20 protein-coding genes and 1 pseudogene are annotated in these 22,038 nt (G+C 72.9%); 9 read left to right on the forward strand and 12 right to left on the reverse strand.

All coding sequences use genetic code 11. The annotated features are described in order from the left end of the window. Nucleotides 1–248: 248 nt before the first annotated feature. Entirely contained in the window at nt 249–1,472 is a 1,224-nt protein-coding gene (locus ACFYOU_RS20530) for a serine hydrolase (RefSeq protein WP_391307337.1), read from the forward strand. Between the two features lie 180 nt (nt 1,473–1,652). On the opposite strand, the gene ACFYOU_RS20535 is transcribed toward ACFYOU_RS20530, so the two are convergent. Further along, a complete protein-coding gene (locus ACFYOU_RS20535) occupies nt 1,653–2,201 on the reverse strand; it encodes a tellurite resistance TerB family protein (RefSeq protein ID WP_389763279.1) in 549 nt (182 codons plus the stop codon). A 282-nt stretch (nt 2,202–2,483) separates the two neighbouring features. Here ACFYOU_RS20535 and ACFYOU_RS20540 point away from each other — a divergent pair, with 282 nt between their 5' ends. Next, on the forward strand, nt 2,484–3,806 hold the full coding sequence (locus tag ACFYOU_RS20540) for an MFS transporter (RefSeq protein WP_391307339.1): 1,323 nt from the start codon (nt 2,484–2,486) through the stop codon (nt 3,804–3,806). A 157-nt stretch (nt 3,807–3,963) separates the two neighbouring features. On the opposite strand, the gene ACFYOU_RS20545 is transcribed toward ACFYOU_RS20540, so the two are convergent. Next, nucleotides 3,964–4,203, reverse strand: a complete 240-nt coding sequence (locus tag ACFYOU_RS20545) for a DUF6158 family protein (protein ID WP_385491050.1) — start codon at nt 4,201–4,203, stop codon at nt 3,964–3,966. A 101-nt stretch (nt 4,204–4,304) separates the two neighbouring features. After that, entirely contained in the window at nt 4,305–5,924 is a 1,620-nt protein-coding gene (locus ACFYOU_RS20550; protein WP_391307341.1) for an ATP-binding cassette domain-containing protein, read from the reverse strand. Between the two features lie 106 nt (nt 5,925–6,030). On the opposite strand from ACFYOU_RS20550, the gene ACFYOU_RS20555 reads away from it, so the two are divergent. Both ACFYOU_RS20555 and ACFYOU_RS20560 read left to right on the forward strand, forming a co-directional pair. After that, nucleotides 6,031–7,602: a phosphatase PAP2 family protein gene (locus tag ACFYOU_RS20555; protein ID WP_391307343.1), complete on the forward strand. Its 1,572-nt coding sequence runs from the start codon at nt 6,031–6,033 to the stop codon at nt 7,600–7,602. A gap of 210 nt (nt 7,603–7,812) precedes the next feature. Continuing rightward, nucleotides 7,813–8,622 (forward strand): methyltransferase domain-containing protein, encoded by an 810-nt coding sequence (locus ACFYOU_RS20560; RefSeq protein ID WP_391307345.1) that lies wholly within the window; start codon nt 7,813–7,815, stop codon nt 8,620–8,622. Nucleotides 8,623–8,702: 80 nt separating this feature from the next. On the opposite strand, the gene ACFYOU_RS20565 is transcribed toward ACFYOU_RS20560, so the two are convergent. Further along, nucleotides 8,703–9,395: a GvpL/GvpF family gas vesicle protein gene (locus ACFYOU_RS20565; RefSeq protein WP_391307346.1), complete on the reverse strand. Its 693-nt coding sequence runs from the start codon at nt 9,393–9,395 to the stop codon at nt 8,703–8,705. A 266-nt stretch (nt 9,396–9,661) separates the two neighbouring features. Between ACFYOU_RS20565 and ACFYOU_RS20570 the strand changes: the two genes are divergently transcribed. Continuing rightward, nucleotides 9,662–10,015: a VOC family protein gene (locus ACFYOU_RS20570; RefSeq protein ID WP_389763290.1), complete on the forward strand. Its 354-nt coding sequence runs from the start codon at nt 9,662–9,664 to the stop codon at nt 10,013–10,015. Between the two features lie 211 nt (nt 10,016–10,226). Then, nucleotides 10,227–10,757, forward strand: coding sequence for a ricin-type beta-trefoil lectin domain protein (locus ACFYOU_RS20575; protein ID WP_391307348.1), 531 nt, complete (start codon nt 10,227–10,229; stop codon nt 10,755–10,757). A 37-nt stretch (nt 10,758–10,794) separates the two neighbouring features. Here ACFYOU_RS20575 and ACFYOU_RS20580 read toward each other — a convergent pair. Next, a pseudogene (locus tag ACFYOU_RS20580) lies at nt 10,795–10,980 on the reverse strand (hypothetical protein); the annotation flags it as partial. A gap of 431 nt (nt 10,981–11,411) precedes the next feature. Here ACFYOU_RS20580 and ACFYOU_RS20585 point away from each other — a divergent pair. The 3 genes from ACFYOU_RS20585 (at nt 11,412) to ACFYOU_RS20595 (ending at nt 14,207) form a co-directional block, all read left to right on the forward strand. Then, complete coding sequence (locus tag ACFYOU_RS20585; protein WP_391307350.1) at nt 11,412–11,744, forward strand: hypothetical protein; 333 nt, start codon at nt 11,412–11,414, stop codon at nt 11,742–11,744. A gap of 4 nt (nt 11,745–11,748) precedes the next feature. Then, nucleotides 11,749–13,650, forward strand: coding sequence for an alpha/beta hydrolase (locus tag ACFYOU_RS20590; protein WP_391307352.1), 1,902 nt, complete (start codon nt 11,749–11,751; stop codon nt 13,648–13,650). A gap of 89 nt (nt 13,651–13,739) precedes the next feature. Continuing rightward, entirely contained in the window at nt 13,740–14,207 is a 468-nt protein-coding gene (locus ACFYOU_RS20595; protein ID WP_389763298.1) for a hypothetical protein, read from the forward strand. A 131-nt stretch (nt 14,208–14,338) separates the two neighbouring features. On the opposite strand, the gene ACFYOU_RS20600 is transcribed toward ACFYOU_RS20595, so the two are convergent. The 7 genes from ACFYOU_RS20600 to ACFYOU_RS20630 all read right to left on the reverse strand — a co-directional run bounded on the left by ACFYOU_RS20600 (nt 14,339) and on the right by ACFYOU_RS20630 (nt 22,035). Beyond that, the gene (locus ACFYOU_RS20600) at nt 14,339–16,339 is read right to left on the reverse strand and encodes a DUF5107 domain-containing protein (protein ID WP_391307355.1); all 2,001 of its coding nucleotides are present in this window, start codon (nt 16,337–16,339) and stop codon (nt 14,339–14,341) included. A 267-nt stretch (nt 16,340–16,606) separates the two neighbouring features. Beyond that, nucleotides 16,607–17,509, reverse strand: coding sequence for an arginase family protein (locus tag ACFYOU_RS20605; RefSeq protein WP_391307357.1), 903 nt, complete (start codon nt 17,507–17,509; stop codon nt 16,607–16,609). A 69-nt stretch (nt 17,510–17,578) separates the two neighbouring features. Continuing rightward, nucleotides 17,579–17,827, reverse strand: a complete 249-nt coding sequence (locus tag ACFYOU_RS20610; RefSeq protein WP_385491024.1) for a DUF1049 domain-containing protein — start codon at nt 17,825–17,827, stop codon at nt 17,579–17,581. Nucleotides 17,828–17,962: 135 nt separating this feature from the next. Continuing rightward, nucleotides 17,963–18,982 (reverse strand): LD-carboxypeptidase, encoded by a 1,020-nt coding sequence (locus tag ACFYOU_RS20615; protein WP_391307360.1) that lies wholly within the window; start codon nt 18,980–18,982, stop codon nt 17,963–17,965. After that, nucleotides 18,979–20,349, reverse strand: coding sequence for a M20/M25/M40 family metallo-hydrolase (locus ACFYOU_RS20620; protein WP_391307361.1), 1,371 nt, complete (start codon nt 20,347–20,349; stop codon nt 18,979–18,981). The genes ACFYOU_RS20615 and ACFYOU_RS20620 overlap by 4 nt, the downstream gene beginning before the upstream one ends. After that, entirely contained in the window at nt 20,342–21,175 is an 834-nt protein-coding gene (locus ACFYOU_RS20625; RefSeq protein WP_391307362.1) for a M55 family metallopeptidase, read from the reverse strand. Before ACFYOU_RS20625 ends, ACFYOU_RS20620 begins: the two co-directional genes overlap by 8 nt. A 137-nt stretch (nt 21,176–21,312) precedes the next feature. Next, a complete protein-coding gene (locus ACFYOU_RS20630) occupies nt 21,313–22,035 on the reverse strand; it encodes a methyltransferase domain-containing protein (protein ID WP_391307364.1) in 723 nt (240 codons plus the stop codon). Between the last annotated feature and the right edge of the window lie 3 nt (nt 22,036–22,038).

The following is a 22,038-nucleotide window of genomic DNA, read 5'->3' on the forward strand; positions in this document are numbered from 1 at the left end:
GCCGATGGGGGGCGTGCGCTACCGGACACGAGCGGTGGCGCACCCCGGTGCGCCCCGGTCGCGCCTCGACGTCCGGGTCCGGCGACGGCCGCCCGGGGGTACGGCGGACGCGCAGCCGACCCGGTCGGACGGCGCCACTCGGGTGACGCCAACAGGTGCCGGGCGGACGGGAGTCAACCCCGGGGCGGGCGGGACGGTCCTCCTGTGCAGCAATCGTCGACCGGTCGTACGAACGAAGGAGCAGACGCATGGCTACGAGGAGTTGGACGCGGACGGGGATGGTCGGGATCGCGGCGGCGACCGTCCTGGCGACCGCGTTCACCGTCCCGGCGCAAGCCCAGGGCAGCACCGGCGGAACGGGCCACGGGGCGACCCAGCGCGCGTTCGACCTGGTGGTGCGCAACGGGCTCTACGGGATCACGGGGCAGGCACGGGACCGGCACGGGGTGTGGAAGGACGCGGCGGGCGTCGGCGACGTCAGGACGGGGGCGCCCCGCGGCAAGGACGACCGGTTCCGGATCGCCAGCATCACGAAGACGTTCGTGGCGACGGTCCTGCTCCAGCAGGAGGCCGAGGGCAAGCTCGACCTGGACGACACGGTGGAGCGGTGGCTGCCGGGCCTGGTGCGCGGCAACGGACACGACGGCCGGAACATGACGGTCCGTCAACTGCTGAACCACACCAGCGGGGTGTACGACTACCTGAACGACGCGGACTACGCCCGCGACTACATGTACGCCCCGAACTACCTGCACAACCGTTTCAAGGCGCGCACGCCCCAGGCCGCCGTGGCGGTGGCGATGCAGCATCCGCCCACCGCCGCGCCGGGTGCCCACCACGCGTACTCGAACACCAACTACGTACTGGCCGCACTGATCATGGAGAAGGCCGGCGGGCGCTCCTACGAACGTGAGGTGCGGGAGCGGATCATCAAGCCGCTGAAGCTGAGCGGCACGGTCATGCCGGGCAACACCGTGGGCCTGCCGAAGCCGAGCAGCCGCTCGTACTCCAAGCTGTCGCCGGACCTCGCCGCGCCGAAGGTCTACGACGTCACCCTCCAGAACGGGACCCAGGCCTGGGCCGACGGGGACATGATCTCCAGCGCGAGCGATCTGACCCGCTTCTTCAGCGCCCTCCTCGGCGGCAAGGTGCTCCCTCCGGAGCAGCTCGCGGCGATGAAGACCCTGGTGCCCAACGCCGCGGACCCGGACACCGGCTACGGCCTGGGCCTGATCAAGACCAGGACGGCGTGCGGCACCACGGTCTGGGGGCACAGCGGCGGCTGGCTCGGTTCCTTGTCGCTGGCCGTCACCACGGAGGACGGGAAGCACTCGCTGGCCTTCAACGTGAACAGCGATTGGCGGGGCGACGACCTGGCCGCGCCCCTGAACGCGGAGTTCTGCGGGACGGAACCGGGCGGGGCGCAGCGGACGAAGGGGGCGCAGGGGGTGACCCCGCTGCCCGTGCGGTGACGGGTCCGCGCGCACCGGTAGCGAAGCGGGTCGGCCCGCCCGCACCGGCAGCGGGTTCCGGGGCGGCCCTCGCCGGTCAACCGGCGGGCGGGCCGCCCGTCAGCAGCAACTCCCGGGAGGCTTCGGGCTCCTTGGCGACTGCGTCCACGGGAGCCCTGGGCGTCCTCCGCTAGGACCCGGTCAGAGGCCGAACTCGTGCGGGGACACCCCGAGCGCGGTGCAAGCCTCCCGCAGGACCTGTGCCTCCGCCTGGGCGATGTACCCGTCGGCTCCGGCGACGACGAAGCCGGTCTGGACGACCGCCTTGGCCTCCACCGGCTTCTTCGCGGCCTTGGCGATCTCCTGGAGGGCCTCGGTCTTGCCCTGCGGGAAGTTGAACATCAACTGGTCCACGTGCTTGTTGAACCGCTGCCGGAGCTGCTCGGGCGGGAAGTTCTGCAAGACGTCGTTCTGGAGGATCAGGGACTCCACGTGCTGCCGCTCGGCCGGGTCGACCGATCCGTCAGCCGCGGCGACCAAGGCACAGATGGCCATGCTGGCGTCCCGGTAGGAACCGCTCTTGAGCTCCGTCTTGAGGGAGCTGAGCTGGGACTTGAGCAGGCCCACGAGCTGGGCCTTCGATCCGCCGCCGGACCCCGATCCCGACGGTGCGTGGCCGCCGGAGCTCCTTGCTCCCTGCGCCTGCTGCAAGCCCTTGGCCTGGTCCTTGATCCGGTCCCACATCGCCATCCGTGCCACCTCGGTTACCCGTTGCTCGTCCGCGTGCGTTCCGCCCGCCCTGGTGAGAACGCGCATCGGCACGTCGAAGTTCCACGGCGGGCCCACCCGGTGAGGCACCTTCAGCGTCCCCCGCCCGGAGGGTCGTCGGGAGCGCGGTGGTGCCGGCTCGACGGTCGGTGGCACGAGCGAGGACCACGGCACGCTCCGGTACGCGGACTTCACCTGTGGCAGCCTCGACACCAGGGGAACGGCACGACACGGAAATCCGCCCCGGAAGGAGCGCTGGACGGCATGGGCCGAGGTGTGCGCGGTGGCCTCCTGCGTCGCCACCGCGACTTCCGACTGCTGTGGTGCGGCGAGACCGCCGGCAAGTACGGTGCGGCCGTCACCGGGGTGACCATCCCGCTGATCGCGGTCTCCACCCTGGACGCCACCACGTTCGAGGTCGGTCTGCTGAGCGCCACCACCTGGGCGCCCTGGCTGCTCATCGGCCTTCCGGTGGGCGTCTGGGTGGACCGGTGGCGACGCAGACCGGTCATGTTGGCCGCCGCCGCGGCGTCCCTGGTGGTCTTCGCCTCGGTCCCGATCGCCGCGTGGACGGGCTGGTTGAGCATCGGCGTGCTGTGGACGGTCGCCCTGGCGACGGGCACGGCGGCCGTGTTCTTCCACACCGCCTACAGCGCCTATCTCCCCACCATCCTGGAACCCGAGGACCAACCCGAGGGGAACGCCAAGCTGCACGGCAGCGCCTCCGCCGCACAGATCGCCGGGCTCGGCTCGGGCGGCTTGATCGCGCAACTGGCGGGGGCCGTGAACGGGCTGCTCGCCAACGCCGCGACGTTCCTCGTCTCGCTGCTCTGCCTGGCCGGCATCCGGCACCGCGAACCGCGCGTCACCCGGGCCGAACGCCGCCCCGCAACGCTGTTCGGCGATGTGCGCGAAGGACTGGGGCTGATCGCGGGCGACCCCTGGCTGCGCACCTTCACCCTCTTCGGGGCCGCGTCGAACCTGGCCCTGATGGGGTACCAGTCGATCCAGGTGGTCTTCCTGGTGCGCACCGTCGGCCTGGGCCCCGGCCCGGTGGGCGTGCTCGTCGCGGCCACCAGCGCGGGGGGCGTGGCCGGAGCGCTCGTCGCGCGCCGGGTGGCCGGCCGGATTGGCACGGCCCGCGCCACGTTGCTGTGCGAACTGGGACTTCCCGCGTTCGCGCTGCTCATTCCGTTCACCGTCGACGGGGCCGGCGTCCTGTTCTTCCTGGCCGGCGGGTTCTGCGTCTCCGCCGGGGTGGTGGCCGGCAACGTCATCAAGGCGAGCTTCCAGCAGCGGTACTGTCCGCCGCACCTCCTCGGTCGCCTCACCGCGAGCACGGCGTTCCTCGGCTACGGCACGATCCCCCTCGGCGCCCTGCTCGGCGGGGCACTGGGAACGGTGCTCGGCCTCCGTACCGCCATCGCGGTCATGACGGCAGCGGTCCCGCTCGCCGCGCTGATCCTGGTGTTCTCCCCGATCCGACGGGCCCGTGACCTCCCGACGTTCCCCGGCCCGACGAGCGGGTCCCGCCGGCCGCTGGAACCCCCCGGGGCCGCCGACGAGTCGGCCGTGTCCCGTCACTGACCGGGAGCGGAGCGTCGCCCCCGGCGGAGCCCACCGGCACCGTGCGCCCGGGCCCCGTCCGACACGTGCCGGGCGAGAGGGAGCGTGTACGTGGCTCGCGTGCCGTCCCCGGACCGGCTCACCGGCACCGCCCGGAACCCCGTGGGTCCCAGCGGTCTCAAGGGGTTCCGGGGACGGGGCTCCGCTCACGTGCGCCCTCCCGCGTCCGACCGGGGGCCACCGGCCGTCGCGGATGTCGGCGCAGGTACTCCCCCTCCAGCTCGGCCATCCGCGCGTTGTGCACGCGCAGCGCGTCGTTGGAGCCGTGCAGCAGGGTGTCGTGACGGGTCCGGTGAATGGTCTCCAGCTCCCGCATGAGTTGCTGGTCGTCCAGACGCGCGGGATCGACTCCGGTCATGGCGGCACCCCACTCCCAGTCGGGGACGTCCTCCTCCCACTGTCCCCGCTGGACCGCCGCACCGCCTGTCGGACCCGCCGGTACCGGGCGGTCACGGCGGGTCAGCGGCTACGGACGACCCGCCGTTCGTCCCAGACCGGCTCCGGGGTCTCCCGTACCCGGCCGTCGCTGCCGAACACCAGGAACCGGTCGAAGGCACGCGCGAACCAGCGGTCGTGGGTGACGGCGAGCACGGTGCCTTCGAACGCCTCAAGACCCTCCTGGAGGGCGTCCGCCGACTCCAGGTCCAGGTTGTCCGTGGGCTCGTCGAGGAGCAGCGCGGTGGCCCCGGCCAGTTCCAGCAGCAGGATCTGGAAGCGGGCCTGCTGTCCCCCCGACAGCCGGTCGAAGCTCTGCTCGGCCTGGGCGGTGAGCTCGTAGCGGCGCAGCAGCGAGGAGGCCGCACCCCGGTCCTTGGCGTGCTCGCGCCAGAGGATGTCGAGCAGGGTGCGCCCCTCCAGTTCCGGGTGGGCGTGGGTCTGGGCGAAGTGCCCGGCGACGACCCGGGCGCCCAGCTTCCAGTGCCCCGTGTGGGCGACCTCACCCCCGGCGAGCAGCCGCAGGAAGTGGGACTTGCCGGAGCCGTTGGAACCGAGCACGGCCACCCGTTCGCCGTAGAAGACCTCCAGGTCGAACGGCTTCATGAGGCCGGTCAGCTCCAGCTGCTCGCAGGTGACCGCCCGCAGCCCGGTGCGTCCGCCGCGCAGCCGCATCCGGATGTCCTGCTCACGGGGCGGCTCGGGCGGCGGCCCGGCCTCCTCGAACTTGCGCAGCCGGGTCTGTGCGGCCTTGTACCGGGAGGCCAGCTCATGGCTGATCTCGGCGGCCTGGCGGAGGGTGAGCACCAGCTTCTTGAGCTGGGCGTGCTTCTCGTCCCAGCGCCGTCGCAGCTCCTCGAAGCGGGCGAACCGTTCCTTGCGGGCCTCGTGGAAGGTGTCGAAGCCGCCGCCGTGCACCCAGGCGTCGGCCCCGGCCGGCCCGGGCTCCACGCTCACGATCCGTTCGGCCGAGCGGGCCAGCAGCTCCCGGTCGTGGGAGACGAACAGGACCGTCTTGCGGGTCTCCCTCAGCTGCTCCTCCAGCCAGCGCTTGCCGGGGACGTCGAGGTAGTTGTCGGGCTCGTCGAGGAGCAGCACCTCGTCGGTGCCGCGCAGCAGGGCCTCCAGGACGAGGCGCTTCTGTTCGCCGCCGCTGAGGGTGCGCACCTCGCGCCACTGCGCGCTCTCGTAGGGGACGCCCAGGGCCGCCGTGGTGCACACGTCCCACAGCGTCTCGGCTTCGTAGCCGCGCACCTCGGCCCAGTCGGAGAGGGCCTGGGCGTACCGGATCTGGGCGGCCTCGTCGTCCACCGTCATGATCGCGTGTTCGGCGCGGTCCACGGCCGCGGCCGCCGCGCGGATGTGCGGTTCGGCCACGGAGACCAGCAGGTCGCGGACGGTGGATTCGTCGCGCACGGAGCCGACGAACTGCCGCATCACGCCGAGCCCGCCGGTGACGGTGACGGTGCCGCCGTGCGGCTTCAGCTCCCCGGAGAGCAGACGCAGCAGGGTGGTCTTCCCCGCCCCGTTGGGACCGACGAGCGCCACCACCCTGCCCTCGCCGACCCGGAAGGAGACGTCACCGAGCAGAGCCCTGCCGTCGGGGAGGTGGTACTCGAGGTGCGCGGCTTCCAGATGTCCCATGGGGTCGCATTCTCCGTGCTGGACGGGGTCGGGACCAAATGGATTTCGTCCGGTGCGGGATCACGACGATCCGAGCGGGTAAGCGACCGGAATGCACCCAGATCACATGAACGGCTTCGGACCGACCTTCGGGGACCCGGCGCGCCGCTTCGGCCGCGCGGTGTACGAACGGTTGCGGGAGCTGCCGTCGCGGCTGCCGGACCGGTCGGACGGGCCGACGGTGCCGCCCTCGCTGCGCGAGCGGCTGGCCGCCGCGGACACCTGGTTGTTCGAGTCCGTCGCCGATCACCACTGGCCGTACGGGGACCGGGTGCTGCCGTCGCTGAGCCGCTGCGCCAACCACGGGGTGCTGTGGGGGGCGGTCGCGGCGGGCCTGGCGCTGACCCGGTCGCCGCGGGCCCGACGGGGTGCGGTGCGGGGCATGGCGTCGCTGGCAGTGGCCTCGGCGACCATCAACACGCTCGGCAAACGGTCGGTGCGGCGGCCCCGGCCGCTGCTCGACGCGGTGCCCCTGGTCCGTCAGCTGAAGCGCCAGCCGATCACGAGCTCGTTCCCCTCGGGGCACGCGGCCTCGGCGGCGGCGTTCGCGGCGGGGGTGGCGCTGGAGTCCCGGGGCTGGGGCGCGGTCGTGGCGCCGCTGGCCTTCTCGGTGGCGTTCTCGCGCGTCTACACGGGCGTCCACTATCCGGGCGACGTGCTGGCGGGTGCGGCGCTCGGGGTGGGCGCGGCCTTCGCGGTGCGGGGTCTGGTGCCGACCCGCGACCAGATGCCGTCGCCCGGGCGCCCCCTGGTGGACACGCCCGCGCTGCCCGGCGGGAAGGGGTTGGTGATGGTGGTGAACACGGGGGCGGGCACCCCGGACCGCGTACGGGCGCTGCGGGACGCCCTGCCGTTGATGGAGGTCGTGGAGACGGTGGGCGGCGATCTGGTCCGGGACCTGGACCGGGCGGCGTCCCGGGCGGTGGCGCTCGGCGTGTGCGGGGGCGACGGGACGGTGAACGCCGCGGCGGCCACCGCGCTCCGGCACGGGCTGCCGCTGGCGGTGCTGCCGGGCGGCACCCTGAACCACTTCGCGTACGACCTGGGGGTCGAGGACCCGCAGGACCTGGTCCGTGCGGTGGAGCGCGGGGACGCGGTCGCCGTGGACGTGGGCCGCTTCCGGTCCGGTCCCGAAGGCACCTCGGGGATCTTCCTCAACACGTTCAGCCTGGGGGTGTACCCGGAGCTGGTGCACGAGCGGGAGCGGTGGTCGGGGCGGATCGGCGGACGGCTCGCGGACGTCGTCGCCGCCTTCCACGTACGACGCCGGGGGCGCCCGCTGCGGGCGGTGGTGGACGGCAGGCGGCGGGCCCTGTGGCTGCTGTTCGCGGGGAACTGCACGTACAGCCGGATGGGGTTGACCGCGGGGCGGCGGGTGGACCTGGCGGACGGGCTGCTGGACGTGCGGGCGGTGCACGGCGGGCGGTGGCCGGGCGTGCGGCTGCTGGGGGCGGCGCTCGCCGGACCGCTGTCGCGCTCGCCCCTGCACGCGGCGGTGCGACGCCTGCGCCTGCGGGTCGAGGGCATCGCACCGGGGACGCAGTTGGCGTACGACGGGGAGATCGGCCCGTGCGGTCCGGTGTTGCGGGTCGACAAGCTCCACGAGGCGCTGACGGTGTACCGACCGTTGACCTTGTAAACCGCCCTCGTCCCACATGACAAGACAGCCTGTCTCACCATGCGACCGGATGCGTACCGTGGAGGGACGGTCCGCGGCGCTGTGCCGCGGGCCCCTGGCGCCGTGCGCCGGTCACCCGACCGGGCGGGCGCGGGGCCGTGGTCCCATCCGTGCCGTCGGCCGGGCGGGACCACGGGCGGGGACCGGGAACAGGGGACAGGGGAGCAGCAGATGTCGAAGGACACCGCCGTCTACACGCACGGCCACCACGAGTCGGTACTGCGGTCGCACACCTGGCGGACCGCGGCGAACTCCGCCGCCTACCTCATCGGCTCGCTGACCCCGGGCATGAGCGTGCTGGACATCGGCTGCGGCCCCGGCACCATCACCGCGGACCTGGCCGAACTGGTCCCGGACGGACACGTCACGGGGGTGGACCGGGCTCCGGAGATCCTGGACCAGGCCCGTGCCACGGCCGCCGCCCGCGGCCTGCACCACACGGACTTCGCCGTCGCGGACGTCCACGACCTCGACTTCCCCGACGACTCCTTCGACGTCGTGCACGCCCACCAGGTGCTCCAGCACGTGGGCGATCCGGTGCGGGCGCTGTCCGAGATGCGTCGGGTCACCCGGCCGGGCGGACTGGTGGCCGTCCGGGACGCCGACTACGCGGCCATGGTCTGGTACCCGATCGCCCCGGGGCTGGACGCCTGGCTGGACCTGTACGAACGGGTGGCGCGGGCGGGCGGCGGGGAACCGGACGCGGGGCGGCGGCTCAAGTCCTGGGCGCTGGCCGCCGGGTTCACCGACGTGACGGCGTCCGCCAGCACCTGGTGTTTCGCCACCGAGGAGGAACGGGCCTGGTGGGGCGGTCTGTGGGCGGACCGTACGGTGGCCTCGGACTACGCGGACCGGGCCGTCGCGGGCGGCCACACCGACCGGGCGGGACTCGACGCGGTGGCCGGGGCCTGGCGTGAGTGGAGCGCCGCTCCGGACGCCTGGTTCTCGGTGCTGCACGGGGAGGTCCTGTGCCGGGTCTGAGGTCCGGAGCGGGGCGGACCGCCACCGCGTAGGAACACGTCCGCGGTTCGGGGGCCGGCCGAACGGCCCCCGAACACCGGTCAGTCGTCGCCGTACGGGGCGGGCGTGAAGGAGTACGGCGCCCAGGGGCCGGACAGCGACACCTGGGGCCCGCGGCGCGCGCCCCGGTCTGCCCGGTGGTGTTCGACCGCTTCGACGAACTCCTCGCAGGCCCCGCGGGGCACGAGGTACGCGGCACGCAGCAACACCGGCTCCACGGGGCCGGCCGGGGTACCGAACCGGCCCGGCGGGTCGAGCCGTGCGGCGTCGGCCAGCGTCGACAGCCGGTCGTGCAACTCCCGTACGGGGTCGGCCTCGTCGACCTGCGCGGCGTCCGCTGCGGCGACGGTGACGGTCACCTCCCATTCCACCCGGTCCGCGAGCCGGTCCAGCACCCGGTCCAGCCGGTCGCCCTCCGCCGCCAGCAGCACCCGTACCGCGCTGTCGTCGGGGAACACCGCACCCGGCCGGACGGGCAGCGGGGTGGTGACCGTCGTGAGGGCGGCGACGACCGCCTCGTGGGACCGGACGAGGTCGGCCCGCCACTGGGGGTCGGCCAGGTGCGCACGCAGCGCCTCGCCCTCGAAGTCCCGCGCGGGCACGGTGCTGACGACCGCGACGAGGGAACCGTGTCGCAGTTCCTTGGGCGGGGCTCCGGCGACGCCCCGGAGGTCGACCTGGATGGGTGCGTTCCAGGGGCGGCACACGGCGTACAGGTAGCGCGGATCGGTCATGGTGCCCAGCCTTCCCTCCACTCCTCCCGAGCCGGCGCTCGCCGGGCCCGGCCGCGCGCACCCGGGGCGAGGACCAGCCGATCGGGGTACTCCCCCCGGAGCATCGCTGCTCGGCTACCCGCCCGGCGCCCCCGTACACGCCGGCGCACCGCCCCGGACCGCTGCGGACCGTCCCGGACGGCCTTCAGTCGACCTTCGGACGGCCTTCCGACGGCCTTCCGACGAAACGATCACCTGACGCACGGTCCCCAACTAGGCTCGCCCGCATGGAGATCCTGGGAACCACCCTGCGCATCTGCGTCACCGATCTGGAGTCTTCGGTGGCCTTCTACGAGCGGTTGACGGGAAGTCGGGCCCTGCGCTTCGAACGGGGCGGGGTGTCGGCCGCCGCCGTCGGCTGCTTCCTGCTGATGAGCGGGCCCGAGGACGAACTCGACGTCCTGCGCCGGGTGACCGCGACCATCGCCGTCCGGGACGTGGGCGAGACGGCCGCGGCACTCGACGCGTCCGGCGCGAAGGTCCTCGCGGGCCCCGTGGACACCCCGGCCGGGCGCAACCTGATCGCGCTGCACCCGGACGGTTCGGTGTTCGAGTACGCGGACCGGGGAGCGGGCCACTAGGTCCCGTCGGCGCACGACTCGCGGGGTGGGTTCGTGGTCAAGCACGACTTCACCCGGCGCCGCATCCGGTTCCACGCCGTCCTCACCCGAACGGCTGAACCGAGTGGCCTGCACCGTTTCCCACAACCTCGGCTGGCAAGCATCCTCCTGCCGTGGGGCAGGCCCGTCACGACACGCTGCCCCGGAGAACACGAGGAACTGAGGTGTCGTCATGCGTACTCGTCACAAGGCGCTGACCGCTCTGGCCGTCTTGGCCGCCGCCGTGGGTGTCATCACCGGTCCCACAGCCCTCGCCGCACCGGACGCCGCCGTGTCGGCCGATCCACCGGGAACCCAGGTCTCCGTCGAGACCTTCGCCAGCAAGTGCCTCGACGTACGGACCGAGGACAGTGGCGCTCCCCTGGTACAGGCCGACTGCGACAGCAACTCCCGCACCCAGCGGTTCTGGGTGAACACCGTTTCCGGCGGTGTGGAGATCCGGACGGCCGGGAACCTGTGTCTCGATCTGGAGGCCGCCAAGCGCGGCAACGGGACGAGGATCATCCAGTACCCGTGCGGAACGCTCCCGAGGTTCACCCAGACCTTCCTGACCTTCCCGGCAGGCACTGGACTGTCCACGATCCACACCGTTGACCTCAGGTGCTTCGACGTCGAGAACGCCGATGAGGCGGCTGGGGCGGGCATCATCCAGTACGGCTGCAGCGGCGACTCCAATCAGAGTTTCCGGCTCCGCGAGATCTAGCACCACCGACGACACGTTCCCGGCCACCGGAACACCTGTGCTCCGGGTTGAGCCAGACCCGCAGGGGGCGCCGCCGGGAGGAGAGGTTCTTGTACTCCTTCCGGCGGCGCCCCCTGTCCAGCGCCACTCTGAGCGTGGTGTCGCCCTCGGGGCACCTCTCCCCCCTTGGCCGCACAAGGGTTGAGCGGCCCGTCGACGTCGAGGACAGCAGTGGGCGGTTCACGTCCTCCCCCGGACTTGCTCACCATGGGCTGCCCCGAGTTCGCTCGCAGGAAGACGCCGAAGGTCCTCTTCGATTGCCATCGCAAAGACGATGATGTCCACCGCGCCGGGCTCGACATCGCCCGAATGCACGACGGACGGCACCTGTGACCCGGTGCGCACGGCTCGCCGAATGCTTCAACAGCCATCTGGACAAGGCGTTTTCGAGCCATGCGATCGGGCGTTCCACGTGCCGCGCCACCCCATCAACTGAATGATCGGGGCGGACGCGGAGGACGGTACTGTGACGCGCATTCGCGATGCACGGAACCGGAAGGGCGAAGGGGCGACACGGGGATGGCGTGGGACGAGTGGGAGCAGCTGAAGACCGCGGCTGCCGAACGGGCGGGTACCCGGCTCAATCAGTCAGGAGGTCCGGGGGGAGGCGGCGGTTTGCAGCACAGCAGGAAGCCCTGGCACGACGCAGCCGGAGTCGCCGGCGAACTACGGACCAGCACCAACCAGGCCTTGGTGAAGCTGAGTACGGCCCACGACGGGATCGCAGGGGCGCAGGCAACGTCCGGTGGGACCGAGGGGTTGGACAGCTTCGCGGTGCTGCGCACCGTGCTCACCTCCTGGGAGAAGCGGTTGGAGGCGGTGCGCGACGAGTGTGAATCCCTCGGACCCGCTCTTCGCCGCACCGCGAGCGACCTCAAGAGCACCGACGCCGGCGTCAAGTCGGAACTGAACTTCGTCCGTGTCGGCAACGAGTTGAAGGGGTGGTGACGCCGTGCTGACGTGGCAACTCCTGCGCGACCTGGACTGCGGTCAGCTCGACGGCGCCGCGGATGGCTGGGGAGCCGTCAGCAACTCCGCCGACGCCGCCCGTGACCGCGTCGACAACGAGATGACCGGAAAGGTCGGCAAGACCCAGGAGGGCGAAGCCGCAGGGGCCGCGGTGAAGCGGTTACAACGGCTGAGTCAGAACTACGCGTACACGCAGACCGAATGCGGTCTCGTCCGCTCCACGCTCAACGGTCTCGCTGCCGAGCTCCGGGCCCCGCAGCGGGCCTTGAAGCAGGCCCTCGCCGAGGCGGCCGAGCGCCAGTTCACCGTGGAGGCGAACGGCACGGTCAGCTATCCGGCAGGAGGCGCGAACAAGTACCAGGACGGTGCTGAGTATCCCGGAGGCAGGGTCGCGGGCCGCGCAGGGCTCCTGGAGCCGCGGCCCTCACCGGACGGCAGGTTCGTTCCCGGTGACGCGTCGCGGCTGGTCAACCAGAACCCGAACCACGCCCTCGCCGTCGGCATCGCGGACCGCATCGCCGGAGCCGTCCGCGAGGCGAACGAGACCGACGCCCGCTACAGCGGGACCCTCGGGAAGCTCAAGGCCAAGGAGGGTCTGACCGTCGACTCCGCCACCTGGGGTGACGCCGCCAAGGACGCGGCGGCCGTCCGCGACACGGTGGACGAGTACTTGAAGGAGGACATCCCCACCGAGGCGACTCCCGCCGAGCGCAAGGCCTGGTGGGACAACCTCACGCAGGAGCAGCGCGAGGAGTACCTGGCCGTCTACCCCGACGTCATCGGGAACCTGGACGGCGTCCCTTCGCTGGTGCGGGACGAGGCGAACCGCAACAACCTCCCGCTCCTGATGGCCAAGCTGGAAGGGCAGGGGGACGAGGACTCGCAGACCATGCTGAACGGGTTGAGGGCGATCGACCAGAAGCTCCAGGCGGGCAGTGAGCCTCCCATGCTCCTCCTGGGTGTCGGGGACGAGGGCAACGGGCGCGCCATCATCGCCTACGGGAATCCCGACACTGCCAAGAACGTCGCCGCGTACGTCCCCGGTTTGGACACCAAGTTGGACGAGCAGTTCGCGGGGGGCACGGTGAAGCGCGCCCACGACACCGCTCTGGGCGCGAGGGAGGCCGATCCGGACAGCGCGACGTCGTCGATCGTCTGGCTCGGCTACGACGCCCCGCAACTCTCCCTCGACGAGCTGCCCTTCGGCGACAAGAACGTCATGAAGGAGGACCACGCCGAGGCGGGCGCGCCCGCCTACAACGAGTTCATGGCGGGAGTCTCCGCAACGAACGAGGGGGCGGACCCCCACGTGACCGCCATCGGCCACTCCTACGGGTCGCTCACCGTAGGGCTGGCGGCCCAGCAGGAGGGCGGCATCCCGGGGGCCGACGACATCGTCATCGTCGGCAGCCCCGGCACCAACGCCGACCACGCCGAGGACCTCAACGTCGGCAAGGAACACGTCTTCGTCGGGGCGGCCGACAACGACATCGTGTCCAAGTTACCCAACCGCGACGAGGCCGACGGCCTCAAGACGGGGGCCCTCGGCGGCGGCTCGGCGGGCGCCGCACTGGGGCTGGGGATGGGCGGGCCCCTAGGAGCGGCGGTCGGTGGCATCGGGGGTGCCGCCGTGGGAGGCATCGCGGGGTACCTGGCCCAGGACGCGCAGACCGACCCCAGTCAGATCTACTTCGGAACCGACCCGGCGCACAAGGACTTCGGCGCCACCCGGTTCCTCGTGGACGACGGCACGCCGCTCATCCCGGGCGGGGTCGACGCTCATTCCAACTACTTCAACCCCAGGAAGGACCAGATGTCGGCCGACAACATCGCCAACATCGTCGTCGGCAGGTCAGATGAGATCGTTCTGGAGAGGCCGCGATGAGGTTCCCCCGTGCAGCCGTCCCGGCGGCTGCCTTGTTGCTGCTGACCGGATGCGGTTCCTCGGACGGTCCACACGGAGACGATGCAAAGATGAACATGCAGGAAGCCGCCGAACGAGCCGACGCCATCTTGGACCGCACGCTCTCCGCCGTGCAGCCCGCGGTGAACTGGACGCACGGCGAGACCAGCGAGGGCGACTGCGACGTGTCGCGTCGTCGAGCGGTGATGACCGTCATCTCGGAGGAACGCCGGGGGAGTTTCCTCGGCGTGGTCGAACGCCACTGGAAGGGTGAGGGGTTCTCCCCACTCGGGGCCAACGCGAGCAGGAAGATGCCCGCGACGTACTTCGAGACCCCGGACGACTTCCGGGTGCGTCTCCGGTTCGGCGGCAACGGCCAAGCCTTCTTCGAGGTGGCGACGCCGTGCGTGGAGCGTTCCGCGGTGAAGGCCCCCACGGCCGAGACCGTCGGTCCGAACTACGCGGGCAGCCCCATCCCGGCCCCCGATGTGCGCTCCGACTTCTGGTCGGGCGTCGCGGCGGATTCCGCGAAATCCTGACCATCCGGCCGGCGACCGAGCAGCACGGGCCGCGTCCGGCCGGCGGGGCCGGGCGGACGCGGCCGTACCGCACTCCTTCGTCCGGCAGGACGTAGCGCCCACGAACCGATGGGCGGTCCTGCCGCCGGTGCTCAGTCGGCGGTCGTCCGCCCGGCCGCGGGGGCGGTAGGACGCATCCGAAAGTCGTAGCGGGCGGGCAGGGGATCGTCGCTGACGCGCTCCCACAGTTGCCCGAGGACCTCGGCGCCCTCCTTCAGGTCCGCCACCTCGAAGCCCTCGGCGAAGACCGCCCGGACCGCCTCCGGCTTCCCCTCGGCGAGCAGCAGTTGGGCTTCGACCAGCCGGAAGGCACCCCGGGCCCGGACCTCGGCGGGCAGTTGCCCCCACACCCGTCGGGCCTCGGCGGTGCGCTCCACGGCGATCAGCGCGGCGAGCGCTTCCCGGCCGAGCGCGGCGGTGGTGGCGGTCCACTCCGGCCCGTCGTCGTGGCGTTCCCCGCACAGGGCGTCGAACGCCTCGGCGTAGTGGTCGGCGGCCCGTTCGGGGAAGCCCTCGACCTGGTCGGCGGCGGCGAGGGCGCGCAGCAACGGCCAGCGCGACGGGGCGAGGACGAGGCCCCGCTCCCAACTGCGGACGGCCTGGGCCCGGTCGCCGGCGTGCCACTGGGCCACACCGAGGTGGTACTCGGTGTGGGGCTCGGCGAGTGCCGTCTCCAGCATGTCCCGCCAGGGCGGGGCGACCAGGCTGGGGCCGGGCGGCGCGGTGGGGTCCGGCACCGGGAAGTCACCGGTGCTCAGCAGTGCGTGCCAGGGTTCCTGGTCGGGTCCGAGGTGGGCCTCGTCGAAGGGCGTGCCGGGGAGCTTGTAGCCGCCGCGCAGCACTTCGAGGGCGCCCCAGCCGGAGCCGGTGGCCAGGGTCTCGACGGGTTCGGCGTCGGCGTGCGGGAGCCAGGCGGCGTACGCGGCGTCGACGGCTTCCCTGGACAGGGCGGCGGCGAGCCGGTCCTCGGTCTCGGCCCGGGCCGCGGCCCAGTCGTCGCCGTGCACGAGCCCGGGGTCAGCGCCGAGCGGTCCGTACGCCTCCAGCCAGCTGAACTCGGCGCCCGCGTCGAGACGGACGTGTTCCAGTTGGGTCCGGGCCAGGCCGGCCTGGATCTCGGCGTAGCCGCCGGTGCCCGGCTCGGTGAGCCAGTCCTGCCAGCGCCGGCCGCCGGCGCCGTTGCCCCACAGGAACAGCTTCCGGCCGCGCAACGGGTCGGTGGAGGTCTGTACGAGACCGTGTCCGTCGCCGTCCAGTGCGGCTATCCATCGGCGCTGTCCGTCGGGCAGGTCGTAGAAGTAGTCGGCCGGGTGGACGCTGTGCAGCGGGTAGGTCAGGTCGACGCCGTCGGCTGCGGGCACGGGGACCTTGCGCAGGGAGCGTGCGTAGCCGAAGTGCCAGGCTTCGTCGGCGGGTGCGAGGACCCGGCGTTCCTCGGGGACGGCGATGTTCGACCACCAGTACACGGGGGCCGGCTTCTCGTGCGGGTTGCGGATGCGGACCCCGACGTACAGGAAGTCGGAGTCCGCGGGCAGCCACAGGTCCACCTGGAAGGGGAGGTCGCGCAGCCGCTCCCATTCCCACAGCCGTAGCATCGACCCGCCGTCGGGGGCGGGGACGACCGCTGCGTGGTACGGGGCGCAGGACAGGGCGCCGTGGCCGGTGGCACCGATGTTCCACTCGATGCCACCGGAGTACCAGGCGCCGTTCAGGGCGAAGTCCGCCGGCTGGAACACCGGGTTGGAGTAGAGGAGGTCCCGCCCGCTGGGCTTGTGGTGGAGGGCGTGGATGCGGCCGCCGAGTCCGGGCAGCACGGTGACGCGCAGCTTGTCGTTCTCGATGACGATCGTGTCGAGGGCGGTGGCGGTCCGCTCGCGCCCGTACCCGTCGAGGACCCGGGCGGGCAGGGCGCTGCGGAGCGGTTCGTAGCCGATCTGACGGGCCATGTCCCGGGGGAGCCCGACCAGCGAGCGTTCGTCCAGCTCGTGGACCGCGTGCCGGGACCGCAGCGGGGGCAGCGGGTTGGCCGTACCCAGCGCGGCGGCGGGCAGGGTCAGGGTGTCGCGGTGGATCGTCGTGGCCGTCGGCGTCAAGGCGGCAGCCTCTCCTTCTTCGGTTCCCGTCCTCACGATGACCATGGAACAGCGCCGGGCCCGTCCTGACCAGGGTTTTCGCCGGTCACGTTTCCACCAAGGTTTTCCCGGTCGCCGCCGGGCCGCCCCGGTGCCGCTCCGCACCGACCGGCCAACGCCCCTACGCACGGCCGGTCAGCAGCGCTCCGTACCGGCCGGCCAACGGCCCTCCGCACGGCCCGTCAGCGGCGCTCCGTACCGACCAGGTCGGCGGCGTGCCGCCCGCCGTCAGGCCCGGGCGGCGGGGAAGGCGTTCACCACCAGGTCGGTGAGCAGCGCGCCCGCGGTGCCGTCGGGATCGAGGTCGGGGTCGTAGATGGTGATGTTGATGCCGGCGCAGCGAGGTGAGGCGAGCAACGGCCGCAGCAGGTCGGTCACCTCGTGGGGCAGCAGTCCGTCCGGGTCGGGGCTGTCGACGGCGGGCATCACGGACGGGTCGAGGACGTCCGCGTCGAGGTGGACCCAGAACCCCCGGTGGGTGTCGGGCGCGAAGCTCCGCTCGGCGGCCCGGGCGAGGTCGGCAGCACCCCGCTGCCGGATCTCCGCGACGGTGGTCACCGGGATGTGCAGCGCGGCGAGTTCCGTACGGTCCTCGTCGGCGTCCCGGATGCCGAACAGGCGGACGTCCGCGTCCTTGAGGTAGGGCTTCAGGCCCTCCAGGTCGGCGAGGGAGTCCGGGCCGCGGCCGGTGGCGATCGCCAGTTCCTCGCCGGCCGCCGCGCCGATCCGGTCGGAGTTCCCGGGGTGCCGGAAGTCGGCGGAGGCGTCGACGGCGACCAGCCCGTAGCGGCCGGCCCGGCGCAGGGCGAGCGAGGCGCCGAGTTGGACGGAGCAGTCGCCGCCGAGGACGACGGGGAGTTCACCTGCGGCGACGTGGGCACCGATCCGGTCGGCGAGCCGCACGGTGTACGCGGCGATGGCCTCCGCGTGGAAGACCCCGTCGCCCTCCTGCCAGTCCCCCCGGTCGTAGCGGGGCGCGACCACGACCCCGCCGTCGACCGCGCCCAGCCGCTGGACGATCCGTTGGTCCCGCAGGGCGCCGGCGAGTTTGTGGCAGCCGGGGACCGTTCCGGGGGCGGGCGGGCGGAGGCCCAGGTTGGAGGGTGCGTCAAGAACCACGATCCGTCGCATCGGGCCATCCTGGACGGCGACGACCCCGATGACAACGCCGTTGTTCCGTCGGCCCGCCGGCGTCGGGGGTCAGCGGCGTCCGCGTCGTCGCATGAAGTACGCCCCGCACACCGCCCCGATGATCCACATGGCGAGCAGTGCCAGCCACAGCGGCATCGTGACTTCGGGGATCAGCAGCCTGATCTTCGTGTCCTGGGTGTTCTCGAAGATGAAGATCAGGGCGAGGATCGCGAGGACGATGACGACGACGCGGCCCGGGGTGGCCAGCTCGCCGACCGAGCTCTTGGACTTGGTGCTCGTGGTGGTTCTGGGGCTCATGGTGCATGCCCTTCCGCTGGTCCGGCCCGCCCCTCCCCCACCAGCATGGGCAGCGCAGGACCGACCTGCACGGCGGGGACGCCATCGGTCACCGGCCGTCCGGGGTCGCCTACGCGCGGCGAGCGGACGCACCGGTCAGCGCAGGGCGGGTTCCGCGAGGGTGAGGGTGCCCGCATCGGCGTCGAGGACCGCGCGGGCGCCCAGCGCGACGGTGCGGGCACCGGGGGCGTGGCCGAAGCCGCACTCTTCGAGCACCGGGACCCGCAGCGGACCGAGCCGGTCGAGCAGCACGGCGCGCACCGCCTCGTAGGGGCCGCAGTCGCACCAGGAGCCGAGGAGCACGCCCGCGACGCCGTCCAGCCAGCCGGAGCGCAGCAGTTGGGTCAGATAGCGGTCGAGCCGGTACGGCTCCTCCCCGACGTCCTCCAGGCAGAGCAGTCCCCCGGCGGCCGAGGGGCGGGCGTGCGGGGTGCCGAGTTCGGCGGCGAGCACCGACAGGCAGCCGCCGAGGGTGACGCCTTCGGCCCGGCCCGGGACCAGAGGTCGGCCGAGGGCGAGGGTGCGGACGGTCTCCGGGGCGAAGAGGGTGGCCCGCAGGTGGTCCCGGGCCCGGGTGCCGTCCGGCGCGGCCGTGCGGTCGGGGGTCTCGGGGTGCGTGGGGTGCGTGGGGCTCTCGGGGGCCCCGGGCGGGGGCAGGGCGAGGAAGTCGGCCGTGGCCGTCATCGGTGCGTGGAGGGTGGCGAACCCGGCGCGCACGGCGAACGCTTCGTGCAGGGCGGTGACGTCGCTGAACCCGGCGAACGCCTTGGGTCCGGCGGCCCGGATCGCCGTCCAGTCGAGGAGGTCGGCGATCCGCTGCGCCCCGTAGCCGCCGCGGGCGCAGAGCACCGCGTCCACGGAGGGGTCGCACCAGGCGCGCTGGAGGTCGGCGGCCCGGTCGGCGTCGGTGGCCGCGAGGTGGCCGAGCCGCGGATGGCCGTCGAGGACGTGGCGGGTGGCGTGGGCGTCGAGTCCCCAGCCGCGCAGCACGTCCAGCCCGGCGGCGAGCCGGTCGGCGGGGACGGGGCCGCTGGGCGCGACGACCGCGACCCGGGCGCCCGGTCGCAGTCGGGCGGGGCGGGCCGCCGCCGTGCGCGGGGGGTGGCGGGAGGTCACGCGGTGCGCAGGAAGCGGTCGAGGACCTCGACGCCGAAGTGGAGGGCGTCGACGGGGACCCGTTCGTCCACGCCGTGGAACAGGGCGCCGTAGTCGTACCCCGGGGGCAGCCGCAGCGGGGTGAAGCCGTACCCGGTGATGCCGAGCCGGGAGAAGTGTTTGGCGTCGGTGCCGCCCGACATCATGAACGGCACCACCCGGGCCTCGGGCGCGGCCTCCTCCAGGGCGGCCCGCATCCGTGCGTAGAGGGGGGTGTCGACGGGCGACTGGAGCGGGATCTCCCGGTGGTGGAACTCCCAGCTGACCTCGGGTCCGGTGAGGGTGTCGAGGGTGTCGCGGAACTCCTCCTCGGTGCCCGGCAGACAGCGTCCGTCGACCAGGGCGGTGGCCTCGCCGGGGATGACGTTGACCTTGTAGCCGGCGTTCAGCACGGTCGGGTTGGTGCTGTTGCGGACGACCGGGGCCACCAGGGCGGCGGCCGGGCCGAGGGCGTCGAGGTAGGCGTCGACGTCGAAGTCGGGTGCGCCCGGGTCGGCGTCGAGGCCGTACAACGCGCCGAGGGCGGTGAGGGAGGCGCGGACGGTCGGGGTGAGTCGGACGGGCCAGGCGTGGTCGCCGATGCGGGTGATCGCGGCGGCGAGCCGGGTGACGGCGTTGGCGTGGTTGATCTTCGAGCCGTGTCCGGCCCGGCCGCGCGCGGTGAGCCGCACCCAGGCGGTGCCGCGTTCACCGGCGCCGATCGGGTAGATCTGGGTGCCGCGCCCGTCGTGGAAGGTGTAGGCGCCGCATTCGCTGACGCCCTCGGTGCAGCCCTCGAACAGGTCGGCGTGCCGGTCGGCGAGGAACCCCGCCCCGTCGGCGGCGCTGGCCTCCTCGTCGGCGGTGAAGGCGATCACCACGTCGCGCCGGGGGCGGACGCCGTCGCGCGCCCACCGCCGCACGGTCGCGAGGATCATCGCGTCCATGTCCTTCATGTCGACCGCGCCCCGCCCCCAGACCACGCCGTCGCGGACCTCCCCGGAAAAGGGGTGCACGGACCAGTCGGCGGGTCGGGCGGGAACGACGTCGAGGTGGCCGTGGAGCAGCAGTGCCGGCGCCGAGGGGTCGCCGCCCGGGTAGCGGGCGACGACGTTGGTGCGGCCCGGGACCCGTTCGAGGAGGGTCGGTTCGATGCCCGCCTCGGCGAGCAGTGCCGCGGCGTACTCGGCGGCGGGCCGCTCGCGGCAGTCCCCGTCGCCCCCGTTGCTGGTGTCGATGCGGATGAGGTCGGAGGTGAACCGCACCACCTCCTCCAGCGCCTGCTCGTCGACGCCGTCGCGGGCGCCGGCGGCGCCTTCCACGAGGGCGGACCGGTCCGCGTCAGCCATAACACTCCTCCACCGCCGCCGAGACGACCGTCGTCACCGTCTTGAAGGTCCTGATGCCCTCGTACATGGTGTCGTTGGTGTAGGCGACCCTGCGCTCACCGGTGCGGGCCACCCCCGGGACCACGGTGGCCGCGAGGCTCAGGTGCTCCGCGTCGAACTCCATCTCCACGGTGAACGGCCCGTCAGACACGGGTGCGTGCCGTTCCGACAGGCCCGCCGCCTCCTTGGCGGCCGAGCGGATCGCGGCGGCGGTGCGGGTGGGGGTGCGGCACACGGCGGCGTACCGGGAGACGTGGTCCTTGACGGCGACCTTCACCGCGCCGGGTGCGTAGCCGAGGGCGTCCTCGCAGGTCAGGTCGTCGCCGGTGATGAGGACGACGGGGACTCCGTACTCGGCGACCACCCGGGCGTTGAGCAGTCCCTCGCTGGCGCGTTCGCCGTTCAGCCAGACGCCGGTGAGGGAGTTGGCGAGGTAGGTGTGGGCGAGGACGCCCTCCATCCCGGCGCCGGTGTGGTAGCCGACGAAGGCGATGCCGTCGATGTCCCCGTGTTGGACGCCCTCGACCATGGACAGCGACTTGTGCCGGCCGGTGAGCATCTCGACCCGGTCGTCGAGGTGTTCGAGCAGCAGGTTGCGCATGGTCCAGTGGGCCTCGTTGACGAGGACCGCATCGGCTCCCCCGTCGAAGAAGCCGAGCACCGCGGCGTTCACGTCGGAGGTGAACATCGACCGGCAGCGCTCCCACTGCGGGGTGCCCGGCAGGACGTCGGCGGGCCAGGTCACTCCGGTCGCGCCCTCCATGTCGGCGCTGATGAGGATCTTCAAGGGGGCTCCCCTCTTCCTTGCCGTCACGGTACGCGCCGGGGCGGGGTCGGGCCAGGAGCCCGCGGCCCGGTTCACCGGTCCGGGTCTGCGCCGGGTCTGCGCCGGGGACGGGCCGGTGCGCGGGCCGCGACGGGGGCTCAGCGGGCGCGGGCCGTGACCAGCATCCAGCGGGACGGCAGCACGATCGGGCCGTCCTCGGTGACCTCCGTGGTGGCCAGCGGGAGTTCTCCGCGGGCGAGGATGTCCAGCCCGGCGGCCCGCACGTACGCGGGTGCGGACTCGTCGGACACCTCACCGGGCGCGATGCCGTGGGCGAGGACCGGGGCGAGCTTCGCCGGGGGTCCGGCCGGGGAGCCGGCGAGACCCCGGAGCACGCTGCCGGCGGCCTCGCCCAGTTCGACGAGGAATCCGCGGCCCCGGGCGCCCAGCAGGGTCGCGATCCCGTCCAGCAGCGGTTGCCGGTCCTCGGGCGGGCACTGGTGGAGGACCCCGCGCATGTAGACGTGGGTGTCACCGAGTTCGTCGTGCAGCCGCCCGGTCTCGACGGGGTCCGTCATGTCGGCCGTGCGGAAGTCGACGGTGCCCCGGGGGTCGCCGCGCCGGGCGTGCGCGATCGCGGCGGGCGCCAGGTCCGTCCCGATGACCCGGGGGAAGCGGTGGGCGAGGTACCGGGTCTGGGTGCCGTTGCCGCACCCGACGTCCACGAGCGGCAGACCGCCGACGAAGTGGGACTCGAACAGGGTCAGGTGGACCTCGACGGTGGTCGCCGGCTCGGCGTCCCAGAAGACTCCGCCGGCTTCCCCGGGTGCGCCCTCCCAAAACCCCTGCCACGCCGCCCTGTGCGCTTGTCCCACGCTCATCCG

The organism is Streptomyces sp. NPDC005955 (assembly GCF_042871255.1).
Taxonomy (GTDB): domain Bacteria; phylum Actinomycetota; class Actinomycetes; order Streptomycetales; family Streptomycetaceae; genus Streptomyces.